Genomic DNA, 25,721 nt, shown 5'->3' with positions numbered 1-25,721 from the left:
GGATGGATGAGATCTGTGCCGGTTTCCGGCTTGGTGATCCATCGCGTAAGAATGCCGCGATTTTTCCGAAGCGCAATCAATTTTTCTGATGCTATATGTCGCCGGCAGTCTTTTTCGCACGCGGTTTGCGTGCAGCGGGTCCCGGCCTGGCATCCTGGGTGGCGGCAATTAGGTCGGTCTCGCTGATCGAGCAGATGCAGAGCACGCGAGCCGGCTCCTCACTGACCGAAATATAGGCGTGCCCCATGGCGGCATCGAAATAGCAGGATTCGCCGGCCTTCAGCCGCACCGGCGCGTAGTATTCGGTATGCAATTCGAGTTCGCCTTCGAGCACATAGGTGTATTCTTCCCCGACATGGCGGATGAAGGGGCCGAATTCGGTCATGCTTCTGGCGTGGGCGAGGGCCATGATCGGCACCATCGCCTTTTTCGAAATGTCCGTGCAGAGGTAGAAATAATCGTAATTGCTGGTCTTGATCGGCCGCCCTTCGCCGATTCGGCTAATGGCCCGGCGGGCCAGCGGTGCCTGGCTGGCCTCGGCCGTGCGGGTGCCGAACAACTCGACGATGTCGACGCCGAGCCCTTCGGCGAGCTGGATCAGCCGATCATAGGTGAGCGACATCTGGTTGTTCTCGACCTTGGACAGGGTCGAGACCGCCAGCCCGGTCATCGCGCTCATCTGCGACAGGGTCCACTGGTTGCGGATTCGTATGTCCCGAAGGCAATCGCCCAGGCTGGCCTTGGCCTCCGTCGCGGATGCTGGCTTGGCGGGAAGTTTGATCGGTGGCCTGCTCTGATTTTTCATCACGATAATGATAACGCAGACAAGTTCTTGCGCAAATCGGAAAAATAATTGATCAATAGGAAAATTATCTTTCCAGCGGGATTGGCAGTGGGCAAGGCAGCGTTCGATTTCGTCATTATCGGCGGCGGCATGGCGGGGGCGTCCCTGGCCTATGAACTGGCGGAGACCGACCGCGTGTTGCTGATCGAGCGCGAGCAGTTCTGCGGCTATCATACGACCGGCCGGTCGGCAGCCCTGTTTTCCGAAACCTATGGCAACGCTACGATCCGGGCGCTGACGCGGGCCAGCCGCGGCCTTTACGAAGCGCCGCCTGCCGGATTTGCCGATCTTCCCCTGTTGACGCCGCGGCCGGTTCTGTTCATCGCGCGCGCCGATCAGGTAGCACGCCTTGCCGCCTTCACCGACATCCTCGCCGAGGCGAGTGGCAAGAAGCCGACGGTGCTCGATACCGCTCAGGCGCGTGCGCATGTGCCGATCTTGCGGACCGATTATGTCGCCCAGGCGCTGCTCGACGGCAGTTCCAGGGATATCGACGTGCACGCTTTGCATCAGGGCTATCTGCGGGGCGCGAAAGCGCGTGGCGCCGAACTCGTCACTTCGGCCGAGCTGCTAGGCCTCGACCGGCAGGCCGGGCGTTGGCGGATCCGGACCTCTTCAGGTTCGTTCGAAGCCGGGACCGTGATCAACGCCGCCGGAGCCTGGGCCAGCACCGTCGGTGGGCTGGCCGGCGCCTCCACCGTGGTGCTGACGCCGCTACGCCGGACGGCAATGATGCTGGACATGCCGCGTGGCTTTGATGGCACCGCCTGGCCGATGGCGATCGACATCGACGAGGCTTTCTATTTCAAGCCGGATGCCGGCCGGCTGCTGGCGTCGCCGGCCGACGAGACGCCGAGCGATCCCTGCGACGCCCAGCCCGAGGAACTCGACATCGCCATTGCCATCGATCGCATCCAGCGCGCGGCCGATCTGCCGGTCCGTACCATCGCCCGGCGCTGGGCCGGCTTACGGACCTTCGCCGCCGATCGCAGTCCGGTGGTCGGCTATGATCCGAAGGCCGAGGGCTTCTTCTGGCTGGCGGGGCAGGGCGGCTACGGAATCCAGACGGCGCCGGCTCTCGCGAGAGCTGCTGCCGCGCTCGTCCGCTGCCGGCCTGTCGAAGAGGCGGTCCTGGCCGAAGGCTTCGATCCTACCGCTGTCTCACCCGCCCGTCCCGGGCTCGAGGCCGCGATCGTGCCGCACGAGGCAGCCGAGGCCTGAGATTGCTGGAGGAGGCAACGGCTTTCAAAATGGCCCAGGGCTGCGGATGAACAGCCAGGAGCCGAGCCTGTCGGCCCCGCCAGGCTGGTCGTCTTCGAGCCAGCCGCATTTGCGATAGAAGTTTCGCGCCACCTGGTTCCGCATCTGGCATTTCAACGATAGGGCCGGACCGTATCGCCTGATGGTCTCGCCGAGCAACGTGGCCCCGATGCCGCAACCGGCGAGGTCGGGATCGATATAGAGGTGATGCAGAAAATTCTCCGGCATATAGACAGCGGCAAATCCGACGACCTGATTGTGCGTCTCGGCCACCAGAATCTGTTCGCCCTTGGTGACCTCATCGAAGCCGGGGCCGTCGAAGACGGGCCAATCGGCCCAGTAGAAGGCCATCCGCCCGGCCTTGGACAGGATTCTGGCGCAAGGCTCGCGGTCGGCGGAGCTGAAATCGCGGATCATCACGTCGATCGGCACGCAATCCTCCCTTGCAGGGGAGGCGAGCATGGAGAGCGGCTTGCCCTTGCCATCCCTGGAGCAGATGCGTTCGAGCGCAAGCATCCCCCACGCTCTCACACCCTGTTTCAGGCGTCTTTGCCATTTCCGCCGATTCCGTCAAATCGCGATGGGCTCAGGACAGGCTTGCAACGGCCGCTGTAATACGCCGGCAGGCCTCCTGCAATTCGCCGGTCGAAGTGGCATAGGAGATGCGGAAATATGGGCCGAGACCGAAAGCCGATCCGGGAACCACGGCCACGTCTACCGAGCGCAGCAGATAGTCGGTGAAAGCATGGTCGCTATCGAGGATGACGCCATCCGGCGTCGTCTTGCCGATCAATCCGCCGCAGCTCGCGAAGGTGTAGAAGGCGCCCTCGGGAACCCGGCAGGAAATACCCTCGATCGCGTTCAGCGCCTCGACGACCAGGTCGCGGCGCGCCTTGAAGGATTGGCATCTTTCGCTGACGATCGCCTGCGGGCCGGCCAGGGCCTCGACGGCGGCGGCCTGGCTGATGGAGGAGGGGCAGGAGGTCGACTGGCTCTGGACGATGGCCATGGCCGCGATCAGGGGAGCCGGACCACCGGCATAGCCGATGCGCCAGCCTGTCATGGCATAGGCTTTCGACACGCCGTTCACCGTCAAGGTCCGCCCGGCGAGTTGAGGTTCGAGCGCGGCCGGCGTCACGAAGGCAAAATCGTCATAGACGATGTGCTCATACATGTCGTCGACCATGAGCCAGACTTGCGGGTGGCGCAGCAAGACTTCGATGAGGGGGTGGTAATGCTCGGCCGCGTAAGCCGCGCCTGACGGATTGGACGGCGAATTGAGCATCAGCCAGCGCGTTCGCGGCGTGATCGCGCACTCGAGGTCCTCCGCCGTCAGGCGGAAGCCGTTCTCCTCGCGGCAGGGCACGAGCACGGGCGTGCCGCCCGCAATCTTGACGATGTCGGCATAGGTCACCCAGAACGGGGTGGGGATGATCACCTCATCCCCTTCGTCGATGGTCGCCATCATGGCGTTGTAGAGGACCTGCTTGGCGCCGGCCGCGACCGTGATCTGGTCGAGGCCGAAGTCCAGCCCGTTGTCGCGCCGGAACTTCTCGCGGATCGCCGCCTTCAGCTCGGCCGTGCCGTCGAGGGCGGTATACCTGGTCTTGCCGTCGGCGATAGCCCGCACAGCCGCTTCCTTGATATTGGCGGGCGTATCGAAATCGGGCTCCCCGGCACCGAGTATGATCACGTCCCGGCCGGCCTTCTTGCGCTGCTGGGCCAGGGCCGTGATCCGGAGGATCTCCGACACCCCGATGGCCTCGATCCGGCGCGCGGGGCGAAAGCCCCGCGCCATCTGCACATTCATGTTCATGACGGGCTCACTCGACGTCGAACTTCACGCCCTGGGCCAGCGGCAGCGTGCGGCCGTAATTGATGGTGTTGGTTGCCCGCCGCATATAGGCCTTCCAGGCGTCCGAGCCGGACTCGCGGCCGCCGCCGGTTTCCTTCTCGCCGCCGAAGGCGCCACCGATCTCGGCACCGGAGGGGCCGATATTCACATTGGCGATGCCGCAGTCGGAGCCACGCGCCGACAGAAAGGTCTCCGCCTCGCGCATGTCGTTGGTGAAGATGGAGGATGACAGTCCCTGCGGCACGTCGTTATGCGCTTGCAGCACCGTGTCGATATCGCTGTATTTCATCACATAGAGGATGGGGGCAAAGGTCTCTTCGAGCACCGGGCCGACCTGTCCCGGCATTTCGACCAGGGCCGGAGCGACGTAATAGGCGTCCGGCAGACCGAGATCGACGCGTCCGCCACCGTGGACGGCACCGCCGGCCTCCTTCGCAGCGACAAGCGCCTTCTGCATGGCCTTGAAGGCGGCTTCATCGATCAGCGGGCCGATAAGCGTGCCTGCTTCCAGCGGACTGCCGATCGAGACCGAGGCGTAGGCGCGCTTGAGGCGCGGCACCAGGGCCTCATAGACGCTGTCATGCACGAAGAGGCGGCGCAGGCTGGTGCAGCGTTGCCCGGCCGTGCCCATGGCCGCGAAGGCGACGCCGCGCAGGGTGAGATCGAGATCGGCGGACGGGCAGACGATGGCGGCGTTGTTGCCGCCGAGCTCCAGGATTGCACGGGCAAACCGCTGGGACAGGCGCGGTGCCACCGCGCGGCCCATGGCGGTGGAGCCGGTTGCCGAAACCAGCGGAACCTTGTCATGATCGACCAGGAGTTCGCCGAGCTCACGATTGCCGTAGAGAACGCCGTGCAGGCCGGCGGGGGCCGCTTCACCCTCGACCGCGAAACGCGCCAAGGCACGCTCGACGAGCGCTTCGGTCGCCAGGGCGACCAGCAAGGTCTTTTCCGAGGGCTTCCACACCACGGCGTTGCCGCAGACCAAGGCAAGCGCCGTGTTCCACGACCAGACCGCCGCCGGGAAATTGAAGGCCGAGATGACGCCGGTCACGCCGAGGGGATGCCAGGTTTCCATCATGCGATGGTCTGCCCGTTCAGTGGCGATGGTGAGGCCGTAGAGCTGGCGCGACAGGCCGACGGCGAAGTCGCAAATGTCGATCATCTCCTGGACTTCGCCCAGGCCTTCGGAGGCGGTCTTGCCGACTTCGATCGAAATCAGCCGGCCGAGCAATGCCTTATGCGCGCGCAATTCCTCGCCGAGCAGGCGGACGAGCTCGCCACGGCGGGGGGCTGGCACGTTGCGCCAAGCCCGGAAGGCCCGATGGGCCATCTCGATACGCGCAAGCGCTTCCTCGGAGCTGGTTTCCTTCACGGCCGCCAGGGTCTCGCCCGTGATCGGCGAGCGGGCCGCAAGGGTGCCGCCGGTATAGAGGCTGGCCTTGACGCCGACCTGCTCGAGCAGCGCGATGGCGTCGGCGGCGACGGACAGGGGCGCGGTGCTGGGTTCGGCGCCGGCGTGGCGCTGGGCGGACGATGCGGTCATCGGGGTTCTCCTTGCTGGGAATGCGGAATTGGCCGGGAATTCGGAACTGCGTCCTGCGGGGATCGGGGAAGGCTGTCGAGATGAGCGAGAAGTACCTGCGCCGGGTGGAGCGGAGAAAAGCCGGCGCAGCGCTTGGTCTGGCAGCGGCAGGAAAAGCCGGTGGCCAGCACCGTCGAGGGATCAAGGTCGGCAAGACGCGGGGCCCAGCTCATCGCGAACAGGTTTTTCGACATCTGCGCATGCTCGGCTTCATGTCCGAAAAGGCCGGCCATGCCGCAGCAGCCGGCCGTGGGCAGCTTGAGGTCGAGCCCGAAATGATGGAAGACGCGCGCCCAAGCCTGGCCGGTGCCGGGCTTTGCCGTCTTCTCCGTGCAATGGGGGAAGAGGTGATAGGCCGCCGCCGTGAAGGCCGGATGAGCCTGTCCCAGCCGGCCGCTTTCGAGCGCCTTGGCCAGGAATTCATCGAGGCTCTGGATGTGCAGCGGCTCCCCGAGTCCCGGGCCGGCATATTCGTGGTCGCGCATCAACACGGTGACGGGCTCAATGCCGACGACTGGCAATCCCGTTGCCAGCAGACCGCTTTGATAGGCCCTGGCCGTGCCGGCGACCTTGGCAAATTCATCCAGCATGCCCAGGACATGCAGCGCCTTGCCATTGGCGGTGGGGCCGGCCCGATGCACGCGATAGCCCAGGCGGCTCAGCAGGCCGGCGACCGCGTCGACGACGCGGCCGTCGAACGAACTCGTGAAATTGTCTTCGAGCAGGATGATCTCGTCATGCCAGGAGTCGGCGGCGAGCCAGTCGAGATCGGCGCGGGAAAGACGCGGAGCGGGCACGGGCACGGACAGAGCCGGCAGATCGACCAGGCGCGTCCAACGCGCCAGGCGTGACAGGGCCATCAGCCGCAAACCCAGATTGGCCACTGTGGGAAAACGCCTGGCCAGCGACAGGCCGGGCTCCATCGCAGCGACGATCCTGTGGCGCAGCGGCCTGCGACGATGCTTGAAATAGCGATGCAGAAATCGCGATTTCATGGCGGGAATGTCGACCTTGACCGGGCATTGGCTGGAACAGGCCTTGCAGGACAGGCAAAGATCGAGGGAGGCCTTGAGCTGTTCCTCGATTGCGGTGTCTGGCAGTGCGTCACCCGTGGTGGTCGCGGTCGATCGCGCCCATTCGCGCAGCATCGCGGCCCGCCCCTTGGGGGAATGGCGGCGGTCGCGCGTAAGTTTGTAGGACGGGCACATCGGATCATGCCTGTCCCAGTTGAAGCAGGCGCCATTGCCGTTGCAGGCGATCGCCCGGTCATAATCGCGCTGGAGAGGAGCGGCGATGGCCCGGTCCTTCTCGCCCCTCAGCGGCACGGCATCGATGCGTTCGACCGGATACAGGGTGGCATCGACACTGGCGAGCTTGCCGGGATTGAGCAGGTTGAGCGGATCGAACACCCGCTTGAGAGCGCATAGCTCGTCATAGAGCTTGCCCCCGAAGAAGAAGGGAGAATATTCACCGCGATAGCCGCGGCCATGCTCGCCCCAGAGCAAGCCGCCATATTTCCTGGTGAGGGCGGCAACGGCATCGCTGACCGGCCGGATCAGCGCGGCATCTTCGGGGAGGCGCATGTCGAGGGCCGGGCGGACATGCAGGCAGCCGACATCGGCATGGCCAAACATGCCATAGGCGAGGCCATGCCGATCGAGGATGGCGCGGAACTCTTCCACATAGGGTGCCAGCCTTTCGGGAGGAACGGCAGTGTCCTCGACGAAAGGCGTGCCTTGCTTGCCTCCGCCGAGACGGCCGAGCAGCCCGACGGCCTTTTCGCGCAGGGACCAGAGGCCGGCGATGGTCCTGGCGTCGGTGACGATTTTCCAGTCGAGAACCGTGCCGGGCTGCGCTGCGAGCAGGTTCGACAAGAGGGCCAGAGCCGCATCGACTTCGTCCTGCGTCTCGCCGACGAACTCTACGAAGTTCAGCCCACCCACCGGCCTGTCGTCATCGCTTCCCAGAACGCTCTCGATCTCTCCCCACACCACATCCTGCCTGGCGAGCGAAAGGATGGTGTCGTCGAGAATTTCGATCGCGGCCGGCTCAGCCTGCAGCAGGCGCTGGACGTCGACGAGGGCCGCCTGGAAAGTGGCGTAGCGCACGGGCACCAGCGCACGGCAAGCCGGGCGCCTGCGCAACCGCAAGGTCAGGCGGGTGGTGAAGGCGAGGGTGCCTTCCGACCCGGCCAGCAGATAGGGCAGGCGGAAGCTGCCGTCCTCGCCGAGCACATGTTTGAGATTGTAGCCCGTCAGGCCCCGGTTCATCTCCGGAAAGATCGACGCGATCAGTTCGGCGTTTTCGTCGACGACCCGCAAGACTTCCCGATGAATGCGGCCGGCGGCATCTTCCCGCCGCGCCAGCTCGCGCGCTTCGGCAACCGGCATCGTCTCGACCTGGAAGGTCTCGCCATTGGCGAGAACGATCTCCATCGCCTCGATATAGTCGGAGGTCTTGCCATAGATACGCGAGCCCTTGCCGGAGGCATCGGTGGCGACCATACCCCCCAGGGTGGCGCGCGAGGCGGTGGAAACGGTGGGCGGGAAGAACAAGCCGTAAGGCTGGAGATAGTCGTTGAGCTGGTTGAGCACCACGCCTGGCTCGACCGTCACCATCTGACGTTCGAGGTCGAGCTCGAGGATGCGGTTCATGTAACGGGAGGTGTCGACCAGCACCCCGCGCGTCAGCGACTGGCCGTTGGTGCCGGTGCCGCCGCCACGCGGCGAGAGCGGAATGCCGTGATCGGCCGCCAGCCGGACGACGCGGGCGACATCCTCGCCGTCGCGGGCAAACAGCACCGCAGCCGGCTCGACCTGGTAGATGCTGTTGTCGGTGGCATGAACGATGCGAGTGGCGCGATCGCGCGCAATGTCGCCGGCATAGCCGGCGGGCACCAGCGCGGACAGGAAGGCATCGAGCCCCGGGGGGACGGCCTTCTCCTCGACCTGCACTCTCATATTCATGGCCGCGCCGATCCTTACGCGATGGCCATCATCGCCAAATGGGGATCGCCGAGCTGTGCGAGGGCCAGATCCAGCGATCGCTTTTCGGTGGCGGCATAGAGGGCGAGCTCGTCCTGGACGGGTGCGCCGAGGGCGCCTTCGAACTCGATACGGTTGGAGCGCTCGCCATAATTCTGCTGTTCGTCGGTGCCGAGGTTCGACTGGAAGATGCCGGCGGCACTGACCGGCAGGAAGTCCTCGTAGACGATCGGATCGAAGCGCAGGAAGCCGGCCTGGACCAACTCGTCGACGCTTGCGGGAAGCCGCTTGTCCTGCCGAGCGGCAAGGCCTTGCTCGGTCGCCGAATAGCGGAAATAGGCCAGGCCCAGGGCGCGCAGCTCGGACCATTCATCAGGAAAAGCACGAAAGCGTTCGGCAAGTTCCGACTGATAGTCGCCGGCATTGGCGCCGCCTTGGCCGACGCGGACATCGGCGCGCACGCCCGACAGCAGCGTGTCATAGAGCCGACGCCCCTTCGGGGTGAGCGCGATGCCGCGCTGCTCGATTTCGCCGAAACGGGCGGTGTGCGTGCCCTCACGGCCATCATTGTCCTCGGCGAGGAACTCGATCGTCTCTTCGAGCGCCTTGAAGCTGGTTTGGCGCAGCAGGATGGCGCATTTGCGCGGGGGAGGCCCCTCGATGACGGCCTTGGGAATGATGCCGCGCGCGGGCATGGCGACCTGCACGGCGTCGATATCGAGGGTGCGCGGCGTCAGATGGTTGATATGCGGCCCCTTGAAGCTGACGACGTCCGCGATCAGGCGGTGGGCATCGTGCAACTTGTCATAGGTGCCGAGCGAGACCGTGGCCTTGGAATGCCAGCGAAAGGTTTCGAGCGCCTCCTCGACGAATTCCTGCGCCTCGCCAGGCGTCAGGCCGCCGTTGGTTTCGAATAGGTCGACCAGTTCCAGTGCCCGTGACGTGAAGATGCGCCGCGCCGCCAGGATGCATGTCGCCTCGCGGCGCAGGGCCTCGTCCTCGATCAATTCCAGCCGCAGCAGCGAGGTGAAGACACGGAAGGGATTGCTGCGCAGGCAGGCATCGTCGATCGGACGGAAGGCGGTCGAATGAACCGGGACGCCGGCAACGGAAAGGTCGTAATAGCCCACCGGGAACATCCCCATCACGGCAAAGACGCGGCGAATGTTGAACAATTCCTCCGCCGTGCCGAGGCGGATGGCGCCATGGCGCTCGACGCTCAAGCGGGCCAGTTCATCATTGCGCGTCAGCGTCTCCCGCAGCTCGCCATCGTCGGCAAGGGTGGTATCGTTGACGTCGGCGACCAGCTCCATCAGCGTGCCATATTGCGGCACTTCGGTCCGGTACATCTGCGACATGGCCGTCGAGAACAGGGTGCGGATCTCGTCTGGATGCAAGAAGGTCTGATTGGCCATGTCCCGGGCTCCCACTGCGACTCGATTGGGCGAAGATCTCATTCGCAATCGTCATGTTGCCGGAACTCATGCGCCAATGGACACGGGTTGAATAGCAATGTTATCTCAACAACTCATACCGGTTGGGAATGAACATGGCCGTCAGCCAAGCTGGGGGAATGATGAAACAATATCGCTGTTGGAAGAGACCATCGATCGCTCGATCTCTGGGGCGGTCCATGCGGGTCCGAGGGTGAAGCGATGCAGGGTCCGCGACGTTTCCTGCCCTCGATCTCCCTGCTTTGCGCCTTCGAGGCGGCGGCGCGCACGGGAAGCGTCACCGCTGCGGCCAAGGAACTCAACCTGACGCAAAGCGCCGTCAGCCGTCAGATCAAGCTTCTGGAGGAACAACTCGAAGTCGAGCTGTTCCATCGCGAAAAACAAACCATCAGCGTCACACCGGGCGGCGAAGCCTATGCTCGCGAGATCCGCGATGCCCTGCGTAAGATCAGCACCGCCTCGCTGATGCTTCGCGCCAACCCGCTGGGGGGAACGCTCACCCTGGCGATCCTGCCGACCTTCGGCACGCGCTGGCTGGCACCACGGCTGCCGCAGTTCCTGACGCACAACCCCGGCATCACCATCAATCTGGTGACGCGCTTGTCCTATTTCGATTTCCGGCAGGATCCTGTTGATGCCGCCGTCCATTTCGGCAGCCCGGATTGGCCTGGCGGTGAAATGGAGAAGATCCGTTCCGAGACCGTGGTGCCTGCCTGCAACCCGGTCCTGCGCGACCAACTCGGGTTCAAGTCCGCTGCCGATCTCCGCAATGCCTCGCTGCTGCATCTGACCACCAGGCCCGATGCCTGGGAACGCTGGTTCGCCCTGCATGGCGCGCCGGCCCAATCGGTGCGGGGCATGCTGTTCGATCAGTTCGCCACGGCAGCGCAGGCTGCGATCGCCGGGCTCGGAGTTGCCTTGCTGCCCGAATTCCTCATCATCGAGGAATTGGAAGCCGGTCGGCTGGTTCGCGCTCTCGATCTGCCGATGGTGAGCGCGGAGGCCTATTACCTGGTCTGGCCAGCCGATCGCGCCATGCACCCGCCCTTGCTGGCCTTCCGGCAATGGCTTCGCACACAGGTCTCGGTCGAGGACGACTAGGTGATCGTCGTTCATTTGATAATATACTAGATCATAAATGATATATAATTCATTGATATATATATCATTTATAGTTTCTATTCAGAGTCGTTTATCGATCATATGAACGAGCCGGGCACCCACCTCGTAGCCGGCTTCCTTCCAGGACCTGAAGGCGGCTGGCGTGAGTTCGGTCCTCGCCAGAGGCAGTTCGGCTTCGCTCATCGTGCCAAGGATGTGGTCCGCAAGCGCCCGGCCGAAGACGGTGCCGGGTGCGATGCCGCGGCCATTATAGCCAGAAAAGCCGACGGCCTGCGGCCCGTAGCTGTGGAAACGGGGCAGAGCATTGCCGGTCATGCCGATCTTGCCGAACCACTCATGTTCGAATTCAACCTGCTCGATGGCCGGGAACAGTTTCCGCAAGGCGCGCCTGGCCCAGTTCTTGTGGACGGCGGCACCGGCCCCGCTGAGAGCGCCCACGCTGCCGAAGACCAGCCGCCCGGATTGATCCATGCGGAAGGAGGAGAGCACGGTGCGAGTATCCCAGACGCCTTCGCCACCCGGCAGGATCTGCTTGCGCAGTTCCGGGGCGAGGGGAGCCGTAGCCAGATTGAAATAGGGCAGATGCACCTGCTCTTTGCGCACCTTTTCCCAGGGTCCCTGGCCGTAGGCATCGGTCCCGACCACGATCCAGGCTGCGGTGACCTGGCCCTGCGGGGTCGTCACCAGCCAGCGGCCGTCGCGATGCTCGACATTGGTGACGGGGCTGCCCGTATGGATGTGGCCACCCTGACGCAGCACCGCATCAGCGAGGCCCCTGGCATAGGCCAAGGGCTGGAGCGTACCGGCCCTCCTGTCGAGAAGGGAGCCGGCATAGGCGATCGTACCCACCCGCCTTGCGGTCTCCTCGGCATCGAGAAGTTCGACCGGAGCCCCCCGCTTGTGCCATTGGCGGGCGCGCTCTTCGATTTCCTGCAGTCCCTTGTGGCCGACGGCGCAATGCAGGGTGCCATTCGTCCTGAGCTCGCAGGCGATGTCGTGACGGGCGATCAGGTCCTTGACCACGGCCGGCGCGTCGCCGAGCATCTCCAGCAGACGCTCGCCATGGACCGGGCCCAGTTCCCCGGGCAGGTCCTGCGGCATGACCCACATGCCGGCATTGATCAGGCCAACATTGCGGCCGGAGCCGCCAAAACCGATCTCGACGGCCTCCAGCAGATGCACGCATGCGCCGGCCTGTGCCAGATGCAGGGCGGCCGACAGCCCCGTATAGCCGCCGCCGATGACGGCGACGTCGGCGATAACGGATTGGCGGAGCGGTTCGGTTTGCGGCGCACGGGGAGCGGTCTTTTCCCAGAGGCCGTGGGAGCGCGGATCATTCAGCACGGTAGGATCTCGCCAAAGGGACGCGGTTGTTTTGCCCAGATGCCCGATGCAGGCGACATCATTCGCCGTAGGCATGCGGGCTAGCCTTATCGCTTCCTGTCTGGCTCCGATATCCATGAATGGGCAAGAGGGCATTCCGGTTTGGAATGATCTGCGCATCGAAAACGCCTGGCGCGGTACGGCGTATCCGCGCGCCGAAGCTGCCGAACGAAGGACGCCGCTGTCATCCAGACGGGAAGGGAACATCGCCGCCCCCTCCGCTCTCTTGACCAAAATAAATCATGAAATTCAATATTTTATATAAGAATCCTAATCTTATCTGAAAGTCCTATATTTTTATTGAAGCTTCGGTTTCCTGGGCTCGTTCAGGCACTGGCCTTTGCCGAGACCGACGCTTGCAGTACCTGCTTGTTTTGCGCTAGGTCATCGAGGAAGGCGTCGCACCAGTGCGACACGTCATGCACGAGCAGGAAATTCATCATGTTCTGCCAGCGTTCGCGCCGCTCCTGCAGCGACATGCTCAACGCGCGGGCAATCGCGTTGGCCGTCCCTTCGGTATCGTAGGGGTTGACCAGCACTGCGCCATTGAGCTCGCGCGCGGCGCCGGCGAAGCGCGATAGAACGAGCACGCCGGGATTGTCGGGGTCCTGGGCGGCGATGAATTCCTTGGCGACCAGGTTCATGCCATCGCGCAGAGGCGTGACCAGTCCGACCCTGGCGATCCGGTAAAGACCCGCCAGGATATGACGGCCGATCGAGCGATTCACATAGCGGATGGGGACCCAGTCGAGCGTGCCCATGGCCCCGTTCACCCGCCCGGCCTCCTCGGCCACCATTTTCTGCATCGTCTCATATTCCGGCACCTCGGAGCGGGATTTCGGCGTGATCTGCAGATAGGTGACCTTGTTGTGATAGCCCGGATAGGCGCGCAGGAAGCGCTCAAAGGCATCGATGCGCTGGGTCAGGCCCTTGGAATAATCGAGCCTGTCGACGCCGATGATGAGGTCGCGGCTTTCGACACTCTGGCGCGCCTTGCGGACAGCGCTGTTGCCGATAGCGACCTGCGCCATCTGGGCAAAGGACTTGGTCTCGATGCCGATGCCATGCACGGCGGCCTTGAAATGCAGCCCGTGATATTCGAACCGGCCTTCCCCGAGATCCCTGGCGATGCCTTCCCGGGCGAGGTAGCCGGCGAAGTTGTCGAGATCGTAGTCGGTCTGAAAGCCGATGAGATCGTAGTGGGACAGGCCCCGGATGATTTCCTCATGCATCGGCATGGCGGCGATCACATCCGAAGGAGGCCAAGGGATATGCAGGAAGAAGCCGATGGTGTTCTTTATACCCATCTGCCGCAATTCAAAGGCGAGGGGGATCAGGTGGTAGTCATGCACCCATAGGATGTCGTCCGGCTTGATCAGCGGAGCCAGGCGATGGGCGAACAGGCGGTTGACGCGAAAATAACCCGCCATTTCCTTGCGGCCATATTCGGCAAGGTCGAGCCGGTAGTGGCAGATCGGCCAGAGCACCCGATTGGCGAAGCCGTGATAATATTCTTCCACGTCGGTCTCGGTCAGATCGGTCAGCACATAGGAAATATTGCCCTGCTGCTGGAATCTGGGGGGAGGGGGCTCGACGCCGGGACTGGATTTTCCGGACCATCCGAACCAGATGCCCCCGCGCTCCTGCAGGGCGGCGTTCAGGGCAACCGCCAGACCACCGGCGGGTGCTTCACCGCTGCGCGCGGGAACGGGAACTCGATTGGAAATGACGACAAGTCGACCCATGGGAACTTTCGAATATTGATGACGGAATCGGATTAGGCCGCAACGCGGGCGATCAAGGCCCGCAAAGCCGTTGGCGATGATATCAACGCGCGAGCGCGCGTTTGGGTCCCTGCCGATCCGATACGGATCGATTGGCCGCCGAGGCTGTTGACCGTCTCGAACATGGCCTCGTCGGTGAGATCGTCGCCGATCGCCAGGGGAACTCTGCCCTTGAAAGGTGCTTCCTGCAGGAAGGCTTCCAACGCCTTGCCCTTGCTTGCACGCGCAGGGCGCAACTCGACCACCATCTTGCCGTGCTGAAGCGACCAGTCGGGCATGGTTGGGGCGAAGCGTGACATCAATGCCTCGACATCGGCCTTGCGCTCGGGAGCCAGGCGGTAATGCACCCCCAATGCCGCGCCCTTGTCTTCGACCACGACGCCAGACCACGCTCCAGCCTCGTCGGCGATGTCGCGCTTGAGCTGCTCGAAAGCCGAAGGGACGGTGAGGCTGTCCACCGCGCCGGAAGCATCACGCCGTTCGGCACCATGCAAGCCCGCGATGGGAAAAAGATGGGGGCCAAATAATTCGTCGGCGAGCACGATGTTCCGGCCGGTGACCAGAGCCATGGCACCCCCCAGATGCTGTGAAAGAGCCCAGAGGTCATCGGGCAGCGTCGGGGGAACGGTAATCGACAGCGGCGTCGCGGCAAGATCGATCAGCGTGCCATCGATATCCAGGAAAACCGCCCATTTGTCGGGCTCAGATAAGGCTGACGCAAAGACCGTCTCGCCAGCCGAGGGCGAATTGCCAGGGCTGTCCTGACTGTTTCTATCCTCATACATGGCCCTTTAGGTAGGCGCGGAGCGCGGGCAGGGCAAGCAAAAAAGCCATCGACAAAAGCCTGGGCGGGAGTGGCACGCAGGCATATCGCCATCATCCGCGGGCCAAGACGCCAAGTTCATTTCCGTCGCACATGGCGCTCCAGCACGACGGCCGGCAGATATCCCTCATGCTGAACCTGGCTCCACGGCATGTGTCGAAAAGACTTGCCTTGAGGCCGGACAAAGCCGCTGAAGAGGGCACCGGCACAATCGGGCCCGGTGTTGGGATTGCCAATGGTGACCAGAGCTTCCGGGTTCTGCTCGCGCAGCAGATCGATAAGATCCGCCACGGTCATGGGTTCCGGCAAAACCGGCATCTTCTCCCCCTCTCCAGCCACGAATGCGCAGGACATTCATGGTGCCCCTCGGAGGGTGTATTGAGATACCTCCGAATATCGAGATGCAACAGCGCCGATACATGGCGCACGAAAAAGCCTGACGCAACCAGGATATCCTTCAGGTGCACTTCCTGAAAGGGGAAACGTGGCTCAGAATCCCTCACATCATCTTGGCAAACAAAGGGAAAGTGCCGTTTGGTCAACTTGCTCGATCCTGCCTCCGATACCGTCGTTGAAACAATGTGCTACATGCAGATCCAGGTCGCACGAAATTTCAAGGTTTAATTATACCTCTTATCTGTCGAATCGGATTTTAGACCGCATGGTCTGGGCGTTTTGGGTGGGTGGTTTGCGCGAAAGCACGGCGGCCGCCTGCGCTTCATCCGGTACCCCGCGCGGACTGGAGATTGCAGCCGCCCCTCACCAGGGCCATTCGACCCATAGCCGCAATGACACAGACGAGGGCAGCGGCGGCAAATGCCGTGGCATAGCCGGCGACCACATCCGATTGCCCTGCGGCAACCGACATCAGCGCGGCCAGACCGATGGGTCGGTCCAAGTTCCGTGGCGGTGCTCATGACGCCACCGGCAAGACCGGCCTGGTGCTCGGGCACATGGGTGGTAGCGAGCACGGCCGAGCCCGAGAAGATCAGGGAGAGGCCGATTGCAAGCAGGATTTGGCCGGGCAGAAGCACCAATCCGTAGGAGGTCGCGCCATTGATGAAGGCGAGGACGGCGAGGCCTGTTCGCCGCTGGCGATCAAGCCGAGGCTCGCGGCGATGATGCCGGCAGTGGCGAGGATTGCTCCCGGCAGATCCAGACCGAGGCGGCATCACCGAGCATGCGGCGCCGCGTGTCGCGCCCGGCAATCTGCGCGGCACCGGCTGTACACTGTCGGCGGCGATCGCTGCGCTCCTGCCCTCGCTTCCCCTGGTAAAAGTGGTGGAGGAGGCCGGGCTTTATCTTACTGAGGCACTGAAGGCGTCCGGTCGGTTGACGGTCGGGCGCGGCCGCGGCCCCGTCCATCATTTTCACGCCTTGTGGCGCGAGGAATTGCCGGCAGGCGGTGGCTGATAAAGTCGGCCATTACGTGCTCAGCGCCGCACGGCGCTGGCAAGTTCCGCCCGCGAACGGATGCCCAGCTTGTCGTAGATGGCCTGGGTCTGGTTGCGGATGGTGGCCGGTGCGCTGCCCAGCATCTGCGCCGCCTGCTTGTGGGTTGCCCCGCTGGCGAGCAGGTGCGCCACTTCGCGCTCGCGCGGCGAGAGCCGGTCGAGCTTGGATAGCAGCGAGAGTTCCAGCCTGATCAGGCTCGACTGCCGGCCTGCTCCGCGATCCTCGCGACAGCTCACCGCCACACCCTCGCGCTCGAACAGATGGATGCCGGGATGCAGAGCCGCTTGCCTGAGAGGCCGGGGCAGGCGATCGCCGTTCCAGCCGGGCCAGATGGTTCTGAGGAAACTATGGGACTGATCCAGGCCAAGATGGGCGAAGCCGGCTTCGTCGACCGCCAGTGTCGCCCGCTCGCCCGGCCCGTCCGCACTGCGACGCTCGAACGCGGCCTGCAGCGCCAGGAACAAGTGATCTACCGCGCATTGCAGAAGCTGCAGGTCCTCCCCGTCCCAATGCGGGTCATGGCACCGGGTGCGATAGACCGAGACGAAGAAGGTGGTCGCGCGCCCCGGCCGATTATGCATGGCGGAGGCCCATTTGCGGATGCCATAGCGCTCCGACAGTTCGGCCATCTCGTCGGTCTGCCGGGGCTGCCCACGGTCATAGATGCAGACCTTGCCGCGGTCCCGGCGCAAGGCCGTGGCGACCAGATCCTGGCTGGCCATCGTCGACCAGAACGGGGCAAAACCGTCCGGCAGGCCAAGCGTGGAGGAGGCGGGCACAGTGGTGCGGTCGTCCACGAAGCGAGCCCAGCCATACCAGGCACAGTCGAAACCGAGCAGGGGGCGCAACAGCTCGAGGGCGTGGGCCGCCACGTCAAAATCCGCATCCTTGTCGGCGCGCCGGCCGGCTTGATGAAGATCGACCACGAATTGCGAGAACATGGACAGTTTGGAAGTCACATGCACCGACCCCGGATGGAGGGTTGTATTTTTGTCATGTTAACCGTGGACGGTGTTCGTCACAAGGTTGGTGCCCGCCGCCAATAGTGCATCTGCACCATTCCCGCCTTGTTTGCATGCGCTAGCCTGCCGGAAAACATGCAGATGAGGGAGAACTGCGATGACCACGGGATGGGTGTGGCATGAGCGTTTTGGCTGGCACGACACCGGCACGGCGGCCGGGTTCCTGAAGGGCGAATTCATCCAGCCCCTGCAGCATGTCGAGTCGCCGGAATCAAAGGCCCGTTTCGCCTCCCTGGTGGAGGTCTCCGGCATCGCCAAGGCCCTGAAACGCATCGAGATCACCAAGGCTAGCGACGAGGACATTCTGCGTGTCCATACGAGCGAACATCTCGACAAGATGAAGGCGCTCAGTGCCGACATCCGCGGCGGCGACATGGGCGACGGCGTTTCGCCCTTCGGCTTTGCCGGCGTGGACCTCGCCTGTCTGGCTGCCGGCGGTACCATCAGTGCGTTGCGGGCGGTGGTGCAGGGCGAGGTCGCCAATGCCTATGCGCTGGTGCGCCCCCCCGGCCACCACGCTCGCCCGGAGAAGGGCATGGGCTTTTGCATGTTCGCCAATGTCGCCGTGGCGATCGCCCATGCACGTGCCAAGCTCGGTATCGAGCGCGTGGCGGTGGTCGACTGGGACGTGCATCACGGCAACGGGACCGAGGCCTGTTTCGAAGCCGATCCCGACATCCTCACCATCTCCCTGCACCAGGATGGCAATTTCCCGCCCGATACAGGCAAGGTTGCCGATTGTGGTGTCGGTGCCGGCAAGGGCTCGGCGATCAACATCCCGCTGCCGGCGGGCTCGGGTGAGGGGGCCTATCTCGATGCCTTCGACCGGGTGGTATTGCCGGCAATTGCCCGCTTCAAGCCCGATGTCATTATGGTGGCGAGCGGCTTCGATTCATCCAATGCCGATCCGCTCGGCCGCATGATGCTGGTTTCCGGCTCCTATCGCCTTATGACCCGTCGCCTGATGGATCTCGCCGCTTCGATCTGCGGGGGGCGGTTGATGATCAGCCATGAGGGCGGCTATTCGCCCTTCTACGTGCCTTTCTGCGGCTTGGCCGTGGTTGAGACGCTCAGCGGCGTCGAGACGGGCGTCCAGGATCCCTATCAGGCCTTCTGGAAGGACTTGCCCGGACAGGATCTGCAGCCGCACCAGAAGGCCCTGGTCGATGCGGTGATACAGGCTTGCGGCCTGTGACGCCTATTGGCCGCGACGTGAAGAACAACAAGAATGGTGCGTGCGGAAGCCCAGCGAAGGGCTTCGACGGCGCGCCGCCCACCCAGCAGGAGAATATCGAGATGGGAGGACGAAATGGAGAGGCAAGCGTCTGACTTTGGCCGTGTCCGCCGCCTTTTGCTGTGGCTCAACCTGATCATCATGCTGTTTCCGCCGATCCATCTGGCGATGGCGCGCGGCAGTCTTGGCATGGCGATGTTCTTCTTCATGGGCAGCGGCCTGTTCCTGGTCGTCAGCCTCACCTATCTGCATCGGGCGAGCCCGGACCGGGAAGAGGAATAGGGCCATGGACTTCCTGATCGGTTATGGGCTGCTGGCCCTGTTCTTCATCGGCGTCGTCGTGGTGCTGGAGCGCACCCGCCAGCAGGGCCGGGACTTCACCGACTATGCGGTGGCCGGCCGCTCCTTCGGGTCATGGTTCCAGACCATGGCCTTCCTCAACACCTGGCTGCCCGGGACGATCTTCATCGCCTTCGCTGGGCTTTCCGCCTCAGCCGGGGTGATCGGCTACTATGTGATCTCCTATTCGCTGCTGGCGGTGCTGTTCATGTTCCTGATGGCGCAGCGCGTGTTCGACTGGGGCAAGGCGTTCAACCTGCGCACCCAGGCCGATTTCGTCGGCATGCGCTACAATTCCACCAGCGTGCGCGTGATTGCCGCCGTGATCGGCGTGATCTCGGCCTTTCCCTGGCTGGTACTCGCCTTCCAGTCGCTTGGCCTCGTCTTCTCCTATCTGTCCTTCGGTGCCGTTGCGCCGACGACGGCGGTATTCGTCGGCATCGCGGTACTGGCCGTCCGGCAGATCTGGACGGTGCGGCTGGGCATGCGCGGCATCGTGATCTCGGACATGATCCAGGGCATCTTCGCCTATGGCGTCGGCGGGCTGGTGGCGCTCGGCCTGATCGTCTGGCTGATGTCGCAGGGCCTGGGCTTTGCCGGCCTGCCGGAGAGCTTTGCCAGCCTGCCGGGCCTGCACAGCGATCTCGGCCCGCTCTACTATTTCTCGCTGGTGTTCACCGGCGCGATGGGCTCGTGGTGCTGGCCCGATATCTTCGTGCGCCTGTTCACGGCCAGGAGTGCCCAGGCGGTGCGCAATTCCGCCCTCAAGGCGGCGCCGTTCATGTTCGTGTTCCTCGCCATCATGCTGACCATGAGTATGCTGGCCTCCCAGCTTCCGGAGGTGGCGAAGGCACCGGACAATGTCTGGTTCCTGGCGGCCGGGCATGGCGGGCCGTTCGTCCTGGCGCTGGCGGGCGTGGCCGTGTTCGCCGCCACGGTGGGTAATGTGAACGCCATCACCGCTGCGGTCGGCACCCATACCGCCCAGGATATCATCCATGTCGGCGGCGCGGATGAGGCCACCAACACCCGTACCGCGCGCATCACCATCGTCATCGCTACCTTGCTGGCGGTGGCCGGGGCGGTGGCGACCGCCAATGTCACTGCCGGCCTGCTCACTCTGGCGCTCGCCTCCTATCAAGGCATCGTGCAACTGGCGCCGGCGCTCTATCTCGGCATCTTCTGGCGCCGAGGCAACGCGGCGGGTGCCGCCAGCGGTATGGTCGCCGGTTTCGCGGTGGCCGTGGTGCTGCAGTTCCTCTACCCCGTGTCCATTCCAGCCTTGGCGGGGATGACCTCGGGGGTGGTTGGCCTCATTGTCAACACGCTGGTCTATGTCGCGCTGTCCTACGCATTGCCACAGAATGAGGCCGAGCGCCGGCGCATCGGCCGGTTGTTTGATGGCGCGGCGGAAGAGGCGGGCGATGATCTGCCGGCCGGCAAAGCGCAGCCGCGGCCTATCTGATGGTATGCAGTACCCCCGCGCCGCAAGTTTCCGGCGTGGGGGCCTCGTGCCGAGCCCCGGGCAGACGCGGCTCCGCCGCCATGAAGGCGTCAGCTATCTACGGCCTTGAATGTCCCGAGGCCGCATCGCCGATCATCGTTTGGTCCGCCTCATCGGCAAGGTTGAGCATGATTGAGGCGCCATCTGCCACGCGCTTGCGCAGGGCGTCGGAACGGCCGGGTTCCAGGCGCAACCGTTCCTGGCGGTGGAGCGATTGCAGCCTTGCTCGCGACAGGCCGAGTTCGCGCGCCAGGAGGCGGTCCAGGCGAATTCCCGCTGGCAGGTCGACACTGAGTTCGACATGCAGGATGGACCAGCCATCCGGCCGGTCGAGCACTCGCTTGGTGACGTCGACCTCGGCGCATTCCTCGATATGGAAGGCGTGTGAGCGCAAGGCTGCGAGATCGAAAGCCTGGCGACGAATCCAAATCGGGTCGTTCGTCTGCAACGCGGCGAGCATATCCGGAGGAATATCCTGCACGGGCCGGCGCTCGAACAGCGGCCTGTTCCAGCTCTTGTCGCAAACCGGGCATTTATAGATCAGCCAGGCATCGAGCCGTCGGCCACTGGCGTTGAGCCTTGTCTTGCCGCTGCAACGGAAGGGGCGGGCGATGCCGCATCCGGTGCAGGCCAGCCAGGGTTCAGGGGGGCTTCGGGGCGTGACGGTCCAGCGGACCGTGAGAAGATTGCACATACCGTCTCGGTCTTCCGTAAGGAAGTCCAACGAGATGGCGATCGGAGAGGCCCGTTACGGGCACGGTATGGCGATGTTCGCTGGGGAGGGAGCTGGGGCAGCGGCCTGTGTGCATGGCACATTCGGACAAGCCAGACCGGTCTCGGACCACCACCCGGTGAACACAATTACCCGCCGGGCTGCCGGCTGGCCGCCCAGGCGATGGGATGGAAAGGAAGAGACCGGTATTTACTTAGGCAAAATCGAACCTCGGCGCCCCAACGCTTGCTGGCGGATTGCTTAGCCGGCCAGGGGCGTCCTGGCAATCTGGCCGGTGATGAAACTGCAAAGAGAAACCGCCGCGCAATCCGAAGATGCGCGGCGGCTGTGACGAAGTCCGATTGCCGGGGAGCCCGCCAATCAGCGGCCTGCATTCTCCGGCAGAGGCAGAGGTTCCGCCTTACCGACGATGAAGGCGTAGGAAAAGGCGCCGAGCACGGCGAAGCCGGCCGCCAGGGCGAAGGCGGGCGTATAATCGCCATGGAACATGTCGAGCAGGAAGCCGAACATGAAGGGGCTGATGATGCCGGCAATGTTGGAGGCAAAGTTCTGGATGCCTCCGATCGAGGCGACATGGCGCGAGCTTGGCGCCACGTCGGCGGGCAGGGACCAGATCCCGGTCGCGGCGATCGCCAGGCTGGAATAGGAGATCGCCAGGAAGAACAGGGCCAGATAGATGGAGGAGGCGAAGGCGGCGGGCAGGATAGCGGCCCCGCCCAAAAGGCCGCCGACCATCACGACCTTGCGCACCGTGGTAACGTTGGCGCCGCCACGGATCAGGCGATCGGCATAGGCACCGGCGATCCAGGCCGTCACCACCGCGGCAAGACCCGGCAGCATGCCGAGGGTGCCCAGTTCCTTCAGATTGAGGCCGCGGGCGTTCTTGAGATAGTCGGGGAACCAGGTGAGGAAAAAGTAGATCACGAAGTTGAGGCAGAAGAAGCCGAGCATCATGCCCCAGACCGTACGGTAGCCGAACAATTGCGACCAGCGGATCTTGGTGGCTTCGCTGTCGTCATTGGCCTCGGTGCGTCCGCCATTGTCGGCGATGTATTGACGCTCGAGGTCGTTGGCATCGGGATGATCGACGGGATCGCGATAGTACCAATACCATACAAGCGCCCAGACGATGCCGGCCATGCCGAGGATCACGAAGGAATAATGCCAGGTCGCTACGACGAGAAGGCTGGTGACGATGGGCAATGAGAGCACCGTGCCGACCCGCGAGCCGGAATCGATCACTGCGGTGGAGAAGGCACGCTCGCCCACCGGAAACCAGCGAGAAGCTGCCTTGGTTGCCGCCGGATAGGCCGGCGCCTCGCCGGCGCCCAGTGCAAAGCGGAAGGCGAAGAAGCCCCAGAAGCTGCGGGCGAGGGGGGTGAGCGCCGTGAAGATCGACCACCAGATCGCCGCGATGGTAAAGGCCCGGCGCGAGCCGACCTTGTCGGTGAACCAGCCCGCGATCAGCATCATCCCGTCATAAGCCCAGAAGAAGGCGCCAAGGATCAGTCCCTTCTGGGTATTAGTAAGATTGAGGCCGAGATCCGCATCGATATAGGGCAGCGCCACGCTCATATTGGCCCGGTCGAGATAGTTGATGACCAGGCCCGCGAAACACAATGTCAGGATGATATAGCGGGTGCGAGAGGCGCCAGGAGGCGCTTTCTGACTGCCACCCCGCGCGGGTGAACTAGCGGGTGTCGTATGCATGATCGGGTTCCTCCTCCCGTAGGCGTTTGTTCGTGGCGTTCGTCACGACCTTTCCGAATGGCCGCAGTTCATTTCGAGAGCGGTTCGCACAGGTGGCGAGCCGAGAGCAGGATCCAAGTCCTGGAGATGAAGTCAGCGTAAATTCGCCTGCCTTCTTGGAGAAAGGCGGGGTGTCTAGACGAGTATTGAAAGGTGATCACACTTCCCGGCGCGCAAGAATTGCCGACCGGCATCAAAGAGGCTCATAACCAGCCTATATGCCGGTCCTGCCACATTTTCCTCCCGTTCAACTTTGGTCGAACTCCTTAGTGATTGCGCAATCATTTTGCAAGGTCTATCTTTGCATCGAAAAAACAGCGACGGGCCTTCGACATGAAAAGACCCAAGAAACGTTCAGGGAAGAAACGCATAACATTGGTCGAGATTGCCGAGGCTGCGGAAGTTAGCGCTATCACCGTGTCGCGCGCCCTTCGCAATCCGCAATCCGTTTCGCATGAGCTCAGGCAACGCATTCAGCAAATCGTCGACGATCTGGGATATGTGCCCGATCCTGCAGCGAGCGCGCTGGCTTCGGCTCGGACGAATGTCATCGGCGTACTGATTCCGTCAGTGACCAACAATGTTTTCGCGGATGTGATGCGTGGGGTCTATGCCGAGGCAGAGGCTACCGCCTTCCGGGTACAGTTGGGCAATACCCGCTATTCCCTTATCGAAGAGGAAAGGCTGCTCCGGGTGTTCCTCAGCCAGCGCCCGGCCGGCCTGGTCGTGGCCGGCATCGATCAATCGGAGGCGGCCCGTGCGCAGCTCCTGCAGGCCGAGTGCCCGATCGTCCAGATCATGGAGGTCGGCCACGACCCTGTCGATATGATGGTCGGGTTTTCGCACCATCGCGCCGCATTCGCTGCCACGAGGCATCTGGTGGAACGCGGATACCGGCGGATCGCTTTTCTGGGTGCGCGCATGGATCCGCGCACGCAGAGGCGCCTTCAAGGTTTCATCCAAGCGCTGGACGAAGCCGGCTTGCTCGATGAAAAGCTCATCGTCACGACCCCCAGGCCATCCACCGTGTCGCTGGGTTGCGAGTTGATGTCCGAATTGCTGGCGCGAGCGCCCGACGCCGATGCCGTGTTCTGCAACAATGACGACCTTGCGGTCGGCGTGCTTTTCGAAGCTCAGCGTCGCCGTATTGCCGTCCCCCAGCAATTCGGCATTTGCGGTTTCAACGATCTGGACATCATGGCTGTCGCGAATCCCGGTCTCACCAGCGTCAGAACCCACCGAGAAGAGATGGGAAGGAAAGCCATGAGGATGTTGATCGACAGGATTGGCGGAAAGCATATCGAGCCGCGGCTGATCGATCTGGGTTACGAGTTGGTCACGCGGGAGAGCACGGCGCGCCATATGAGCATAACGGCTCCGGCCTGATGGTTGCCGGCACCTCGATCCGCCTCGGCTCCAGTTCCTCGTGTCATTGCTATTCCGAGAACCCAGTCGCATCTATTTCGATCGGCGAATCGTATTTGATTCGAGAAATGAGGTGCTCCTTTACACATTTACTGAGGCGCTGTGACCAGTGCGTCGTATAGTCTGTCAGTAGATCCTCGAAAGTCTTGCGGAACGGCTTCGTTTTCCATTTGAAAAAGGCGTTATATGCTTGGTCGTCCGACGCCAATTCCAAGAGGTATTTTGCCAGGGACTGCGGGTCAGGATACAAACTGGCATCAATATAACACCGATCTCCCGGAGCAAATTCCTCGATATTAGGTGCGCCGAGATAGACCGGAACGGATCCCGCCCAAAGTGGGTCGAAGAATTTTTCGGTGACGTAGTCCTCGGCGCAGGCATTCTCAAATGCAATGGTGAATTTGTAGTCGGCAATCGTCTTCAGTTTGCTCATACGTCCAAGATCAGGATCAAGGACGCGATTCCGCATAAACCGGCCATAGGAATCAATTGCTAGGTACTGGGCTAAGTCCTGGAGATAGCCAGATCTGCCACTTTGATCGAACCGGCTGGAAATAAAGGAAGCTACGAGCGCGTCTTTTTTTTTGTAATGCGACGGCGGCCGACGAAAGCTTTCATGCATGGCGGCGATGTCACCATGAGGGTTCGCGTAATTCAACGTGACGTCTGCGGTTCGTCGATAAGTCATCGTGAGATCGAAGGCCGCCATGAAATTGGGGTCGGACATGAATGGATAGTGTTGCTCGCACTCCATGGACCAAGCGACCCAAAGCTGTCTTGGGCGCTTTTCTGGCAGCGTCTCGCCCGCCCCGGCGGTCGGCGTCCGCTTGAACCGCCATTCGGGCAGATGGAAGACGACTGCGTCGGCAGCGCTAAAAAGGGTACGATCCGTCGAGAACTCGATTCCCTCAACAGGCCCGGGCAAATCGAGCGGCGCTCCCCATAGGGTATCGTGAAAAAGGATCAGCATGCTGGGATATGGCCACTTTCTTGAACCAGCCTCTTAATATAAGAAAATATATTTGTTTTTTCAATACGTTTTTATATTACGCTACGTAAGTTTTGAACATCCTTTGTGATGGTGCTTGCATTATGATTGATCGATTGGGGCTTAGGCGATCAAGGCGCGTCTATCCAAAGGAAGGACGGGCACTCGCCTCGCCTGA

The 25,721-nt window shown here is 62.9% G+C and carries 21 protein-coding genes; 7 read left to right on the top strand and 14 right to left on the bottom strand.

Annotation, left to right across the window (positions count from 1 at the left end; all coding sequences use genetic code 11):
• Nucleotides 1-91: 91 nt before the first annotated feature.
• Complete coding sequence (locus tag ACN6KF_RS31635; protein ID WP_434960846.1) at nucleotides 92-805, bottom strand: helix-turn-helix domain-containing protein; 714 nt, start codon at nucleotides 803-805, stop codon at nucleotides 92-94.
• Between the two features lie 87 nt (nucleotides 806-892).
• On the opposite strand from ACN6KF_RS31635, the gene ACN6KF_RS31630 reads away from it, so the two are divergent.
• On the top strand, nucleotides 893-2,065 hold the full coding sequence (locus tag ACN6KF_RS31630) for an NAD(P)/FAD-dependent oxidoreductase (RefSeq protein ID WP_434960845.1): 1,173 nt from the start codon (nucleotides 893-895) through the stop codon (nucleotides 2,063-2,065).
• A 24-nt stretch (nucleotides 2,066-2,089) separates the two neighbouring features.
• Here ACN6KF_RS31630 and ACN6KF_RS31625 read toward each other — a convergent pair whose 3' ends face one another.
• From ACN6KF_RS31625 to hglS, 5 genes are all read right to left on the bottom strand, one after another.
• Complete coding sequence (locus ACN6KF_RS31625) at nucleotides 2,090-2,620, bottom strand: GNAT family N-acetyltransferase (protein ID WP_434960844.1); 531 nt, start codon at nucleotides 2,618-2,620, stop codon at nucleotides 2,090-2,092.
• A gap of 70 nt (nucleotides 2,621-2,690) precedes the next feature.
• Complete coding sequence (locus ACN6KF_RS31620; protein WP_434960843.1) at nucleotides 2,691-3,920, bottom strand: pyridoxal phosphate-dependent aminotransferase; 1,230 nt, start codon at nucleotides 3,918-3,920, stop codon at nucleotides 2,691-2,693.
• A 7-nt stretch (nucleotides 3,921-3,927) separates the two neighbouring features.
• Entirely contained in the window at nucleotides 3,928-5,505 is a 1,578-nt protein-coding gene (amaB, locus tag ACN6KF_RS31615; RefSeq protein ID WP_434960842.1) for an L-piperidine-6-carboxylate dehydrogenase, read from the bottom strand.
• The gene (locus ACN6KF_RS31610; RefSeq protein ID WP_434960841.1) at nucleotides 5,502-8,510 is read right to left on the bottom strand and encodes an FAD-binding and (Fe-S)-binding domain-containing protein; all 3,009 of its coding nucleotides are present in this window, start codon (nucleotides 8,508-8,510) and stop codon (nucleotides 5,502-5,504) included. Before ACN6KF_RS31610 ends, amaB begins: the two co-directional genes overlap by 4 nt.
• Nucleotides 8,511-8,524: 14 nt before the next feature.
• Nucleotides 8,525-9,943 (bottom strand): 2-oxoadipate dioxygenase/decarboxylase HglS, encoded by a 1,419-nt coding sequence (gene hglS, locus ACN6KF_RS31605; RefSeq protein WP_434960840.1) that lies wholly within the window; start codon nucleotides 9,941-9,943, stop codon nucleotides 8,525-8,527.
• 240 nt (nucleotides 9,944-10,183) lie between these two features.
• Here hglS and ACN6KF_RS31600 point away from each other — a divergent pair, with 240 nt between their 5' ends.
• On the top strand, nucleotides 10,184-11,083 hold the full coding sequence (locus ACN6KF_RS31600) for a LysR family transcriptional regulator (protein WP_434960839.1): 900 nt from the start codon (nucleotides 10,184-10,186) through the stop codon (nucleotides 11,081-11,083).
• An 81-nt stretch (nucleotides 11,084-11,164) separates the two neighbouring features.
• On the opposite strand, the gene ACN6KF_RS31595 is transcribed toward ACN6KF_RS31600, so the two are convergent.
• The 4 genes from ACN6KF_RS31595 to ACN6KF_RS31580 form a co-directional block, all read right to left on the bottom strand.
• Nucleotides 11,165-12,448, bottom strand: coding sequence for an NAD(P)/FAD-dependent oxidoreductase (locus ACN6KF_RS31595; RefSeq protein ID WP_434960838.1), 1,284 nt, complete (start codon nucleotides 12,446-12,448; stop codon nucleotides 11,165-11,167).
• 365 nt (nucleotides 12,449-12,813) lie between these two features.
• Nucleotides 12,814-14,232 carry an alpha,alpha-trehalose-phosphate synthase (UDP-forming) gene (otsA, locus tag ACN6KF_RS31590; protein WP_434960837.1) on the bottom strand — a complete coding sequence of 473 codons (1,419 nt, stop codon included), beginning with the start codon at nucleotides 14,230-14,232 and terminating at the stop codon, nucleotides 12,814-12,816.
• Nucleotides 14,233-14,264: 32 nt separating this feature from the next.
• A complete protein-coding gene (gene otsB / locus ACN6KF_RS31585; RefSeq protein WP_434960836.1) occupies nucleotides 14,265-15,056 on the bottom strand; it encodes a trehalose-phosphatase in 792 nt (263 codons plus the stop codon).
• A gap of 116 nt (nucleotides 15,057-15,172) precedes the next feature.
• The gene (locus tag ACN6KF_RS31580; protein WP_434960835.1) at nucleotides 15,173-15,448 is read right to left on the bottom strand and encodes a ubiquitin family protein; all 276 of its coding nucleotides are present in this window, start codon (nucleotides 15,446-15,448) and stop codon (nucleotides 15,173-15,175) included.
• A gap of 786 nt (nucleotides 15,449-16,234) precedes the next feature.
• Between ACN6KF_RS31580 and ACN6KF_RS31575 the strand changes: the two genes are divergently transcribed.
• Nucleotides 16,235-16,507: a bifunctional hydroxymethylpyrimidine kinase/phosphomethylpyrimidine kinase gene (locus ACN6KF_RS31575; protein ID WP_434960834.1), complete on the top strand. Its 273-nt coding sequence runs from the start codon at nucleotides 16,235-16,237 to the stop codon at nucleotides 16,505-16,507.
• A gap of 20 nt (nucleotides 16,508-16,527) precedes the next feature.
• On the opposite strand, the gene ACN6KF_RS31570 is transcribed toward ACN6KF_RS31575, so the two are convergent.
• Nucleotides 16,528-17,508, bottom strand: a complete 981-nt coding sequence (locus ACN6KF_RS31570; RefSeq protein ID WP_434960833.1) for a helix-turn-helix transcriptional regulator — start codon at nucleotides 17,506-17,508, stop codon at nucleotides 16,528-16,530.
• A 160-nt stretch (nucleotides 17,509-17,668) separates the two neighbouring features.
• Here ACN6KF_RS31570 and ACN6KF_RS31565 point away from each other — a divergent pair, with 160 nt between their 5' ends.
• The 3 genes from ACN6KF_RS31565 (at nucleotide 17,669) to ACN6KF_RS31555 (ending at nucleotide 20,609) form a co-directional block, all read left to right on the top strand.
• Nucleotides 17,669-18,766: a class II histone deacetylase gene (locus ACN6KF_RS31565; protein WP_434960832.1), complete on the top strand. Its 1,098-nt coding sequence runs from the start codon at nucleotides 17,669-17,671 to the stop codon at nucleotides 18,764-18,766.
• Nucleotides 18,767-18,880: 114 nt separating this feature from the next.
• Nucleotides 18,881-19,087 (top strand): hypothetical protein, encoded by a 207-nt coding sequence (locus tag ACN6KF_RS31560; RefSeq protein ID WP_434960831.1) that lies wholly within the window; start codon nucleotides 18,881-18,883, stop codon nucleotides 19,085-19,087.
• A gap of 4 nt (nucleotides 19,088-19,091) precedes the next feature.
• On the top strand, nucleotides 19,092-20,609 hold the full coding sequence (locus tag ACN6KF_RS31555; protein WP_434960830.1) for a sodium:solute symporter family protein: 1,518 nt from the start codon (nucleotides 19,092-19,094) through the stop codon (nucleotides 20,607-20,609).
• A 97-nt stretch (nucleotides 20,610-20,706) separates the two neighbouring features.
• On the opposite strand, the gene ACN6KF_RS31550 is transcribed toward ACN6KF_RS31555, so the two are convergent.
• Nucleotides 20,707-21,342 carry a DUF1062 domain-containing protein gene (locus ACN6KF_RS31550; protein WP_434960829.1) on the bottom strand — a complete coding sequence of 212 codons (636 nt, stop codon included), beginning with the start codon at nucleotides 21,340-21,342 and terminating at the stop codon, nucleotides 20,707-20,709.
• 399 nt (nucleotides 21,343-21,741) lie between these two features.
• Nucleotides 21,742-23,091 (bottom strand): MFS transporter, encoded by a 1,350-nt coding sequence (locus ACN6KF_RS31545; protein ID WP_434960828.1) that lies wholly within the window; start codon nucleotides 23,089-23,091, stop codon nucleotides 21,742-21,744.
• A 372-nt stretch (nucleotides 23,092-23,463) separates the two neighbouring features.
• Here ACN6KF_RS31545 and gntR point away from each other — a divergent pair, with 372 nt between their 5' ends.
• Nucleotides 23,464-24,516 carry an HTH-type transcriptional regulator GntR gene (gene gntR / locus ACN6KF_RS31540; protein ID WP_434961355.1) on the top strand — a complete coding sequence of 351 codons (1,053 nt, stop codon included), beginning with the start codon at nucleotides 23,464-23,466 and terminating at the stop codon, nucleotides 24,514-24,516.
• A gap of 49 nt (nucleotides 24,517-24,565) precedes the next feature.
• On the opposite strand, the gene ACN6KF_RS31535 is transcribed toward gntR, so the two are convergent.
• Nucleotides 24,566-25,525, bottom strand: coding sequence for a glycosyltransferase family 10 domain-containing protein (locus tag ACN6KF_RS31535; protein ID WP_434960827.1), 960 nt, complete (start codon nucleotides 25,523-25,525; stop codon nucleotides 24,566-24,568).
• Nucleotides 25,526-25,721 lie beyond the last annotated feature (196 nt).

The sequence above is a fragment of the Labrys methylaminiphilus subsp. lupini genome (genome assembly GCF_051161885.1).
Taxonomy (GTDB): domain Bacteria; phylum Pseudomonadota; class Alphaproteobacteria; order Rhizobiales; family Labraceae; genus Labrys.
This window is presented reverse-complemented; position numbering and strand designations above follow the sequence as displayed.

Excerpts from the sequence above, each read along its gene's own strand:
- ACN6KF_RS31635 (WP_434960846.1), bottom strand. The coding sequence starts at position 805 with ATGAAAAATCAGAGCAGGCCACCGATCAAACTTCCCGCCAAGCCAGCA.
- ACN6KF_RS31625 (WP_434960844.1), bottom strand. The coding sequence starts at position 2,620 with ATGCTTGCGCTCGAACGCATCTGCTCCAGGGATGGCAAGGGCAAGCCG.
- ACN6KF_RS31620 (WP_434960843.1), bottom strand. The coding sequence starts at position 3,920 with ATGAACATGAATGTGCAGATGGCGCGGGGCTTTCGCCCCGCGCGCCGG.
- amaB (WP_434960842.1), bottom strand. The coding sequence starts at position 5,505 with ATGACCGCATCGTCCGCCCAGCGCCACGCCGGCGCCGAACCCAGCACC.
- ACN6KF_RS31610 (WP_434960841.1), bottom strand. The coding sequence starts at position 8,510 with ATGAATATGAGAGTGCAGGTCGAGGAGAAGGCCGTCCCCCCGGGGCTC.
- hglS (WP_434960840.1), bottom strand. The coding sequence starts at position 9,943 with ATGGCCAATCAGACCTTCTTGCATCCAGACGAGATCCGCACCCTGTTC.
- ACN6KF_RS31600 (WP_434960839.1), top strand. The coding sequence starts at position 10,184 with ATGCAGGGTCCGCGACGTTTCCTGCCCTCGATCTCCCTGCTTTGCGCC.
- otsA (WP_434960837.1), bottom strand. The coding sequence starts at position 14,232 with ATGGGTCGACTTGTCGTCATTTCCAATCGAGTTCCCGTTCCCGCGCGC.
- otsB (WP_434960836.1), bottom strand. The coding sequence starts at position 15,056 with ATGTATGAGGATAGAAACAGTCAGGACAGCCCTGGCAATTCGCCCTCG.
- ACN6KF_RS31580 (WP_434960835.1), bottom strand. The coding sequence starts at position 15,448 with ATGTCCTGCGCATTCGTGGCTGGAGAGGGGGAGAAGATGCCGGTTTTG.
- ACN6KF_RS31565 (WP_434960832.1), top strand. The coding sequence starts at position 17,669 with ATGACCACGGGATGGGTGTGGCATGAGCGTTTTGGCTGGCACGACACC.
- ACN6KF_RS31560 (WP_434960831.1), top strand. The coding sequence starts at position 18,881 with ATGGAGAGGCAAGCGTCTGACTTTGGCCGTGTCCGCCGCCTTTTGCTG.
- ACN6KF_RS31555 (WP_434960830.1), top strand. The coding sequence starts at position 19,092 with ATGGACTTCCTGATCGGTTATGGGCTGCTGGCCCTGTTCTTCATCGGC.
- ACN6KF_RS31550 (WP_434960829.1), bottom strand. The coding sequence starts at position 21,342 with ATGTGCAATCTTCTCACGGTCCGCTGGACCGTCACGCCCCGAAGCCCC.
- ACN6KF_RS31545 (WP_434960828.1), bottom strand. The coding sequence starts at position 23,091 with ATGCATACGACACCCGCTAGTTCACCCGCGCGGGGTGGCAGTCAGAAA.
- gntR (WP_434961355.1), top strand. The coding sequence starts at position 23,464 with ATGAAAAGACCCAAGAAACGTTCAGGGAAGAAACGCATAACATTGGTC.
- ACN6KF_RS31535 (WP_434960827.1), bottom strand. The coding sequence starts at position 25,525 with ATGCTGATCCTTTTTCACGATACCCTATGGGGAGCGCCGCTCGATTTG.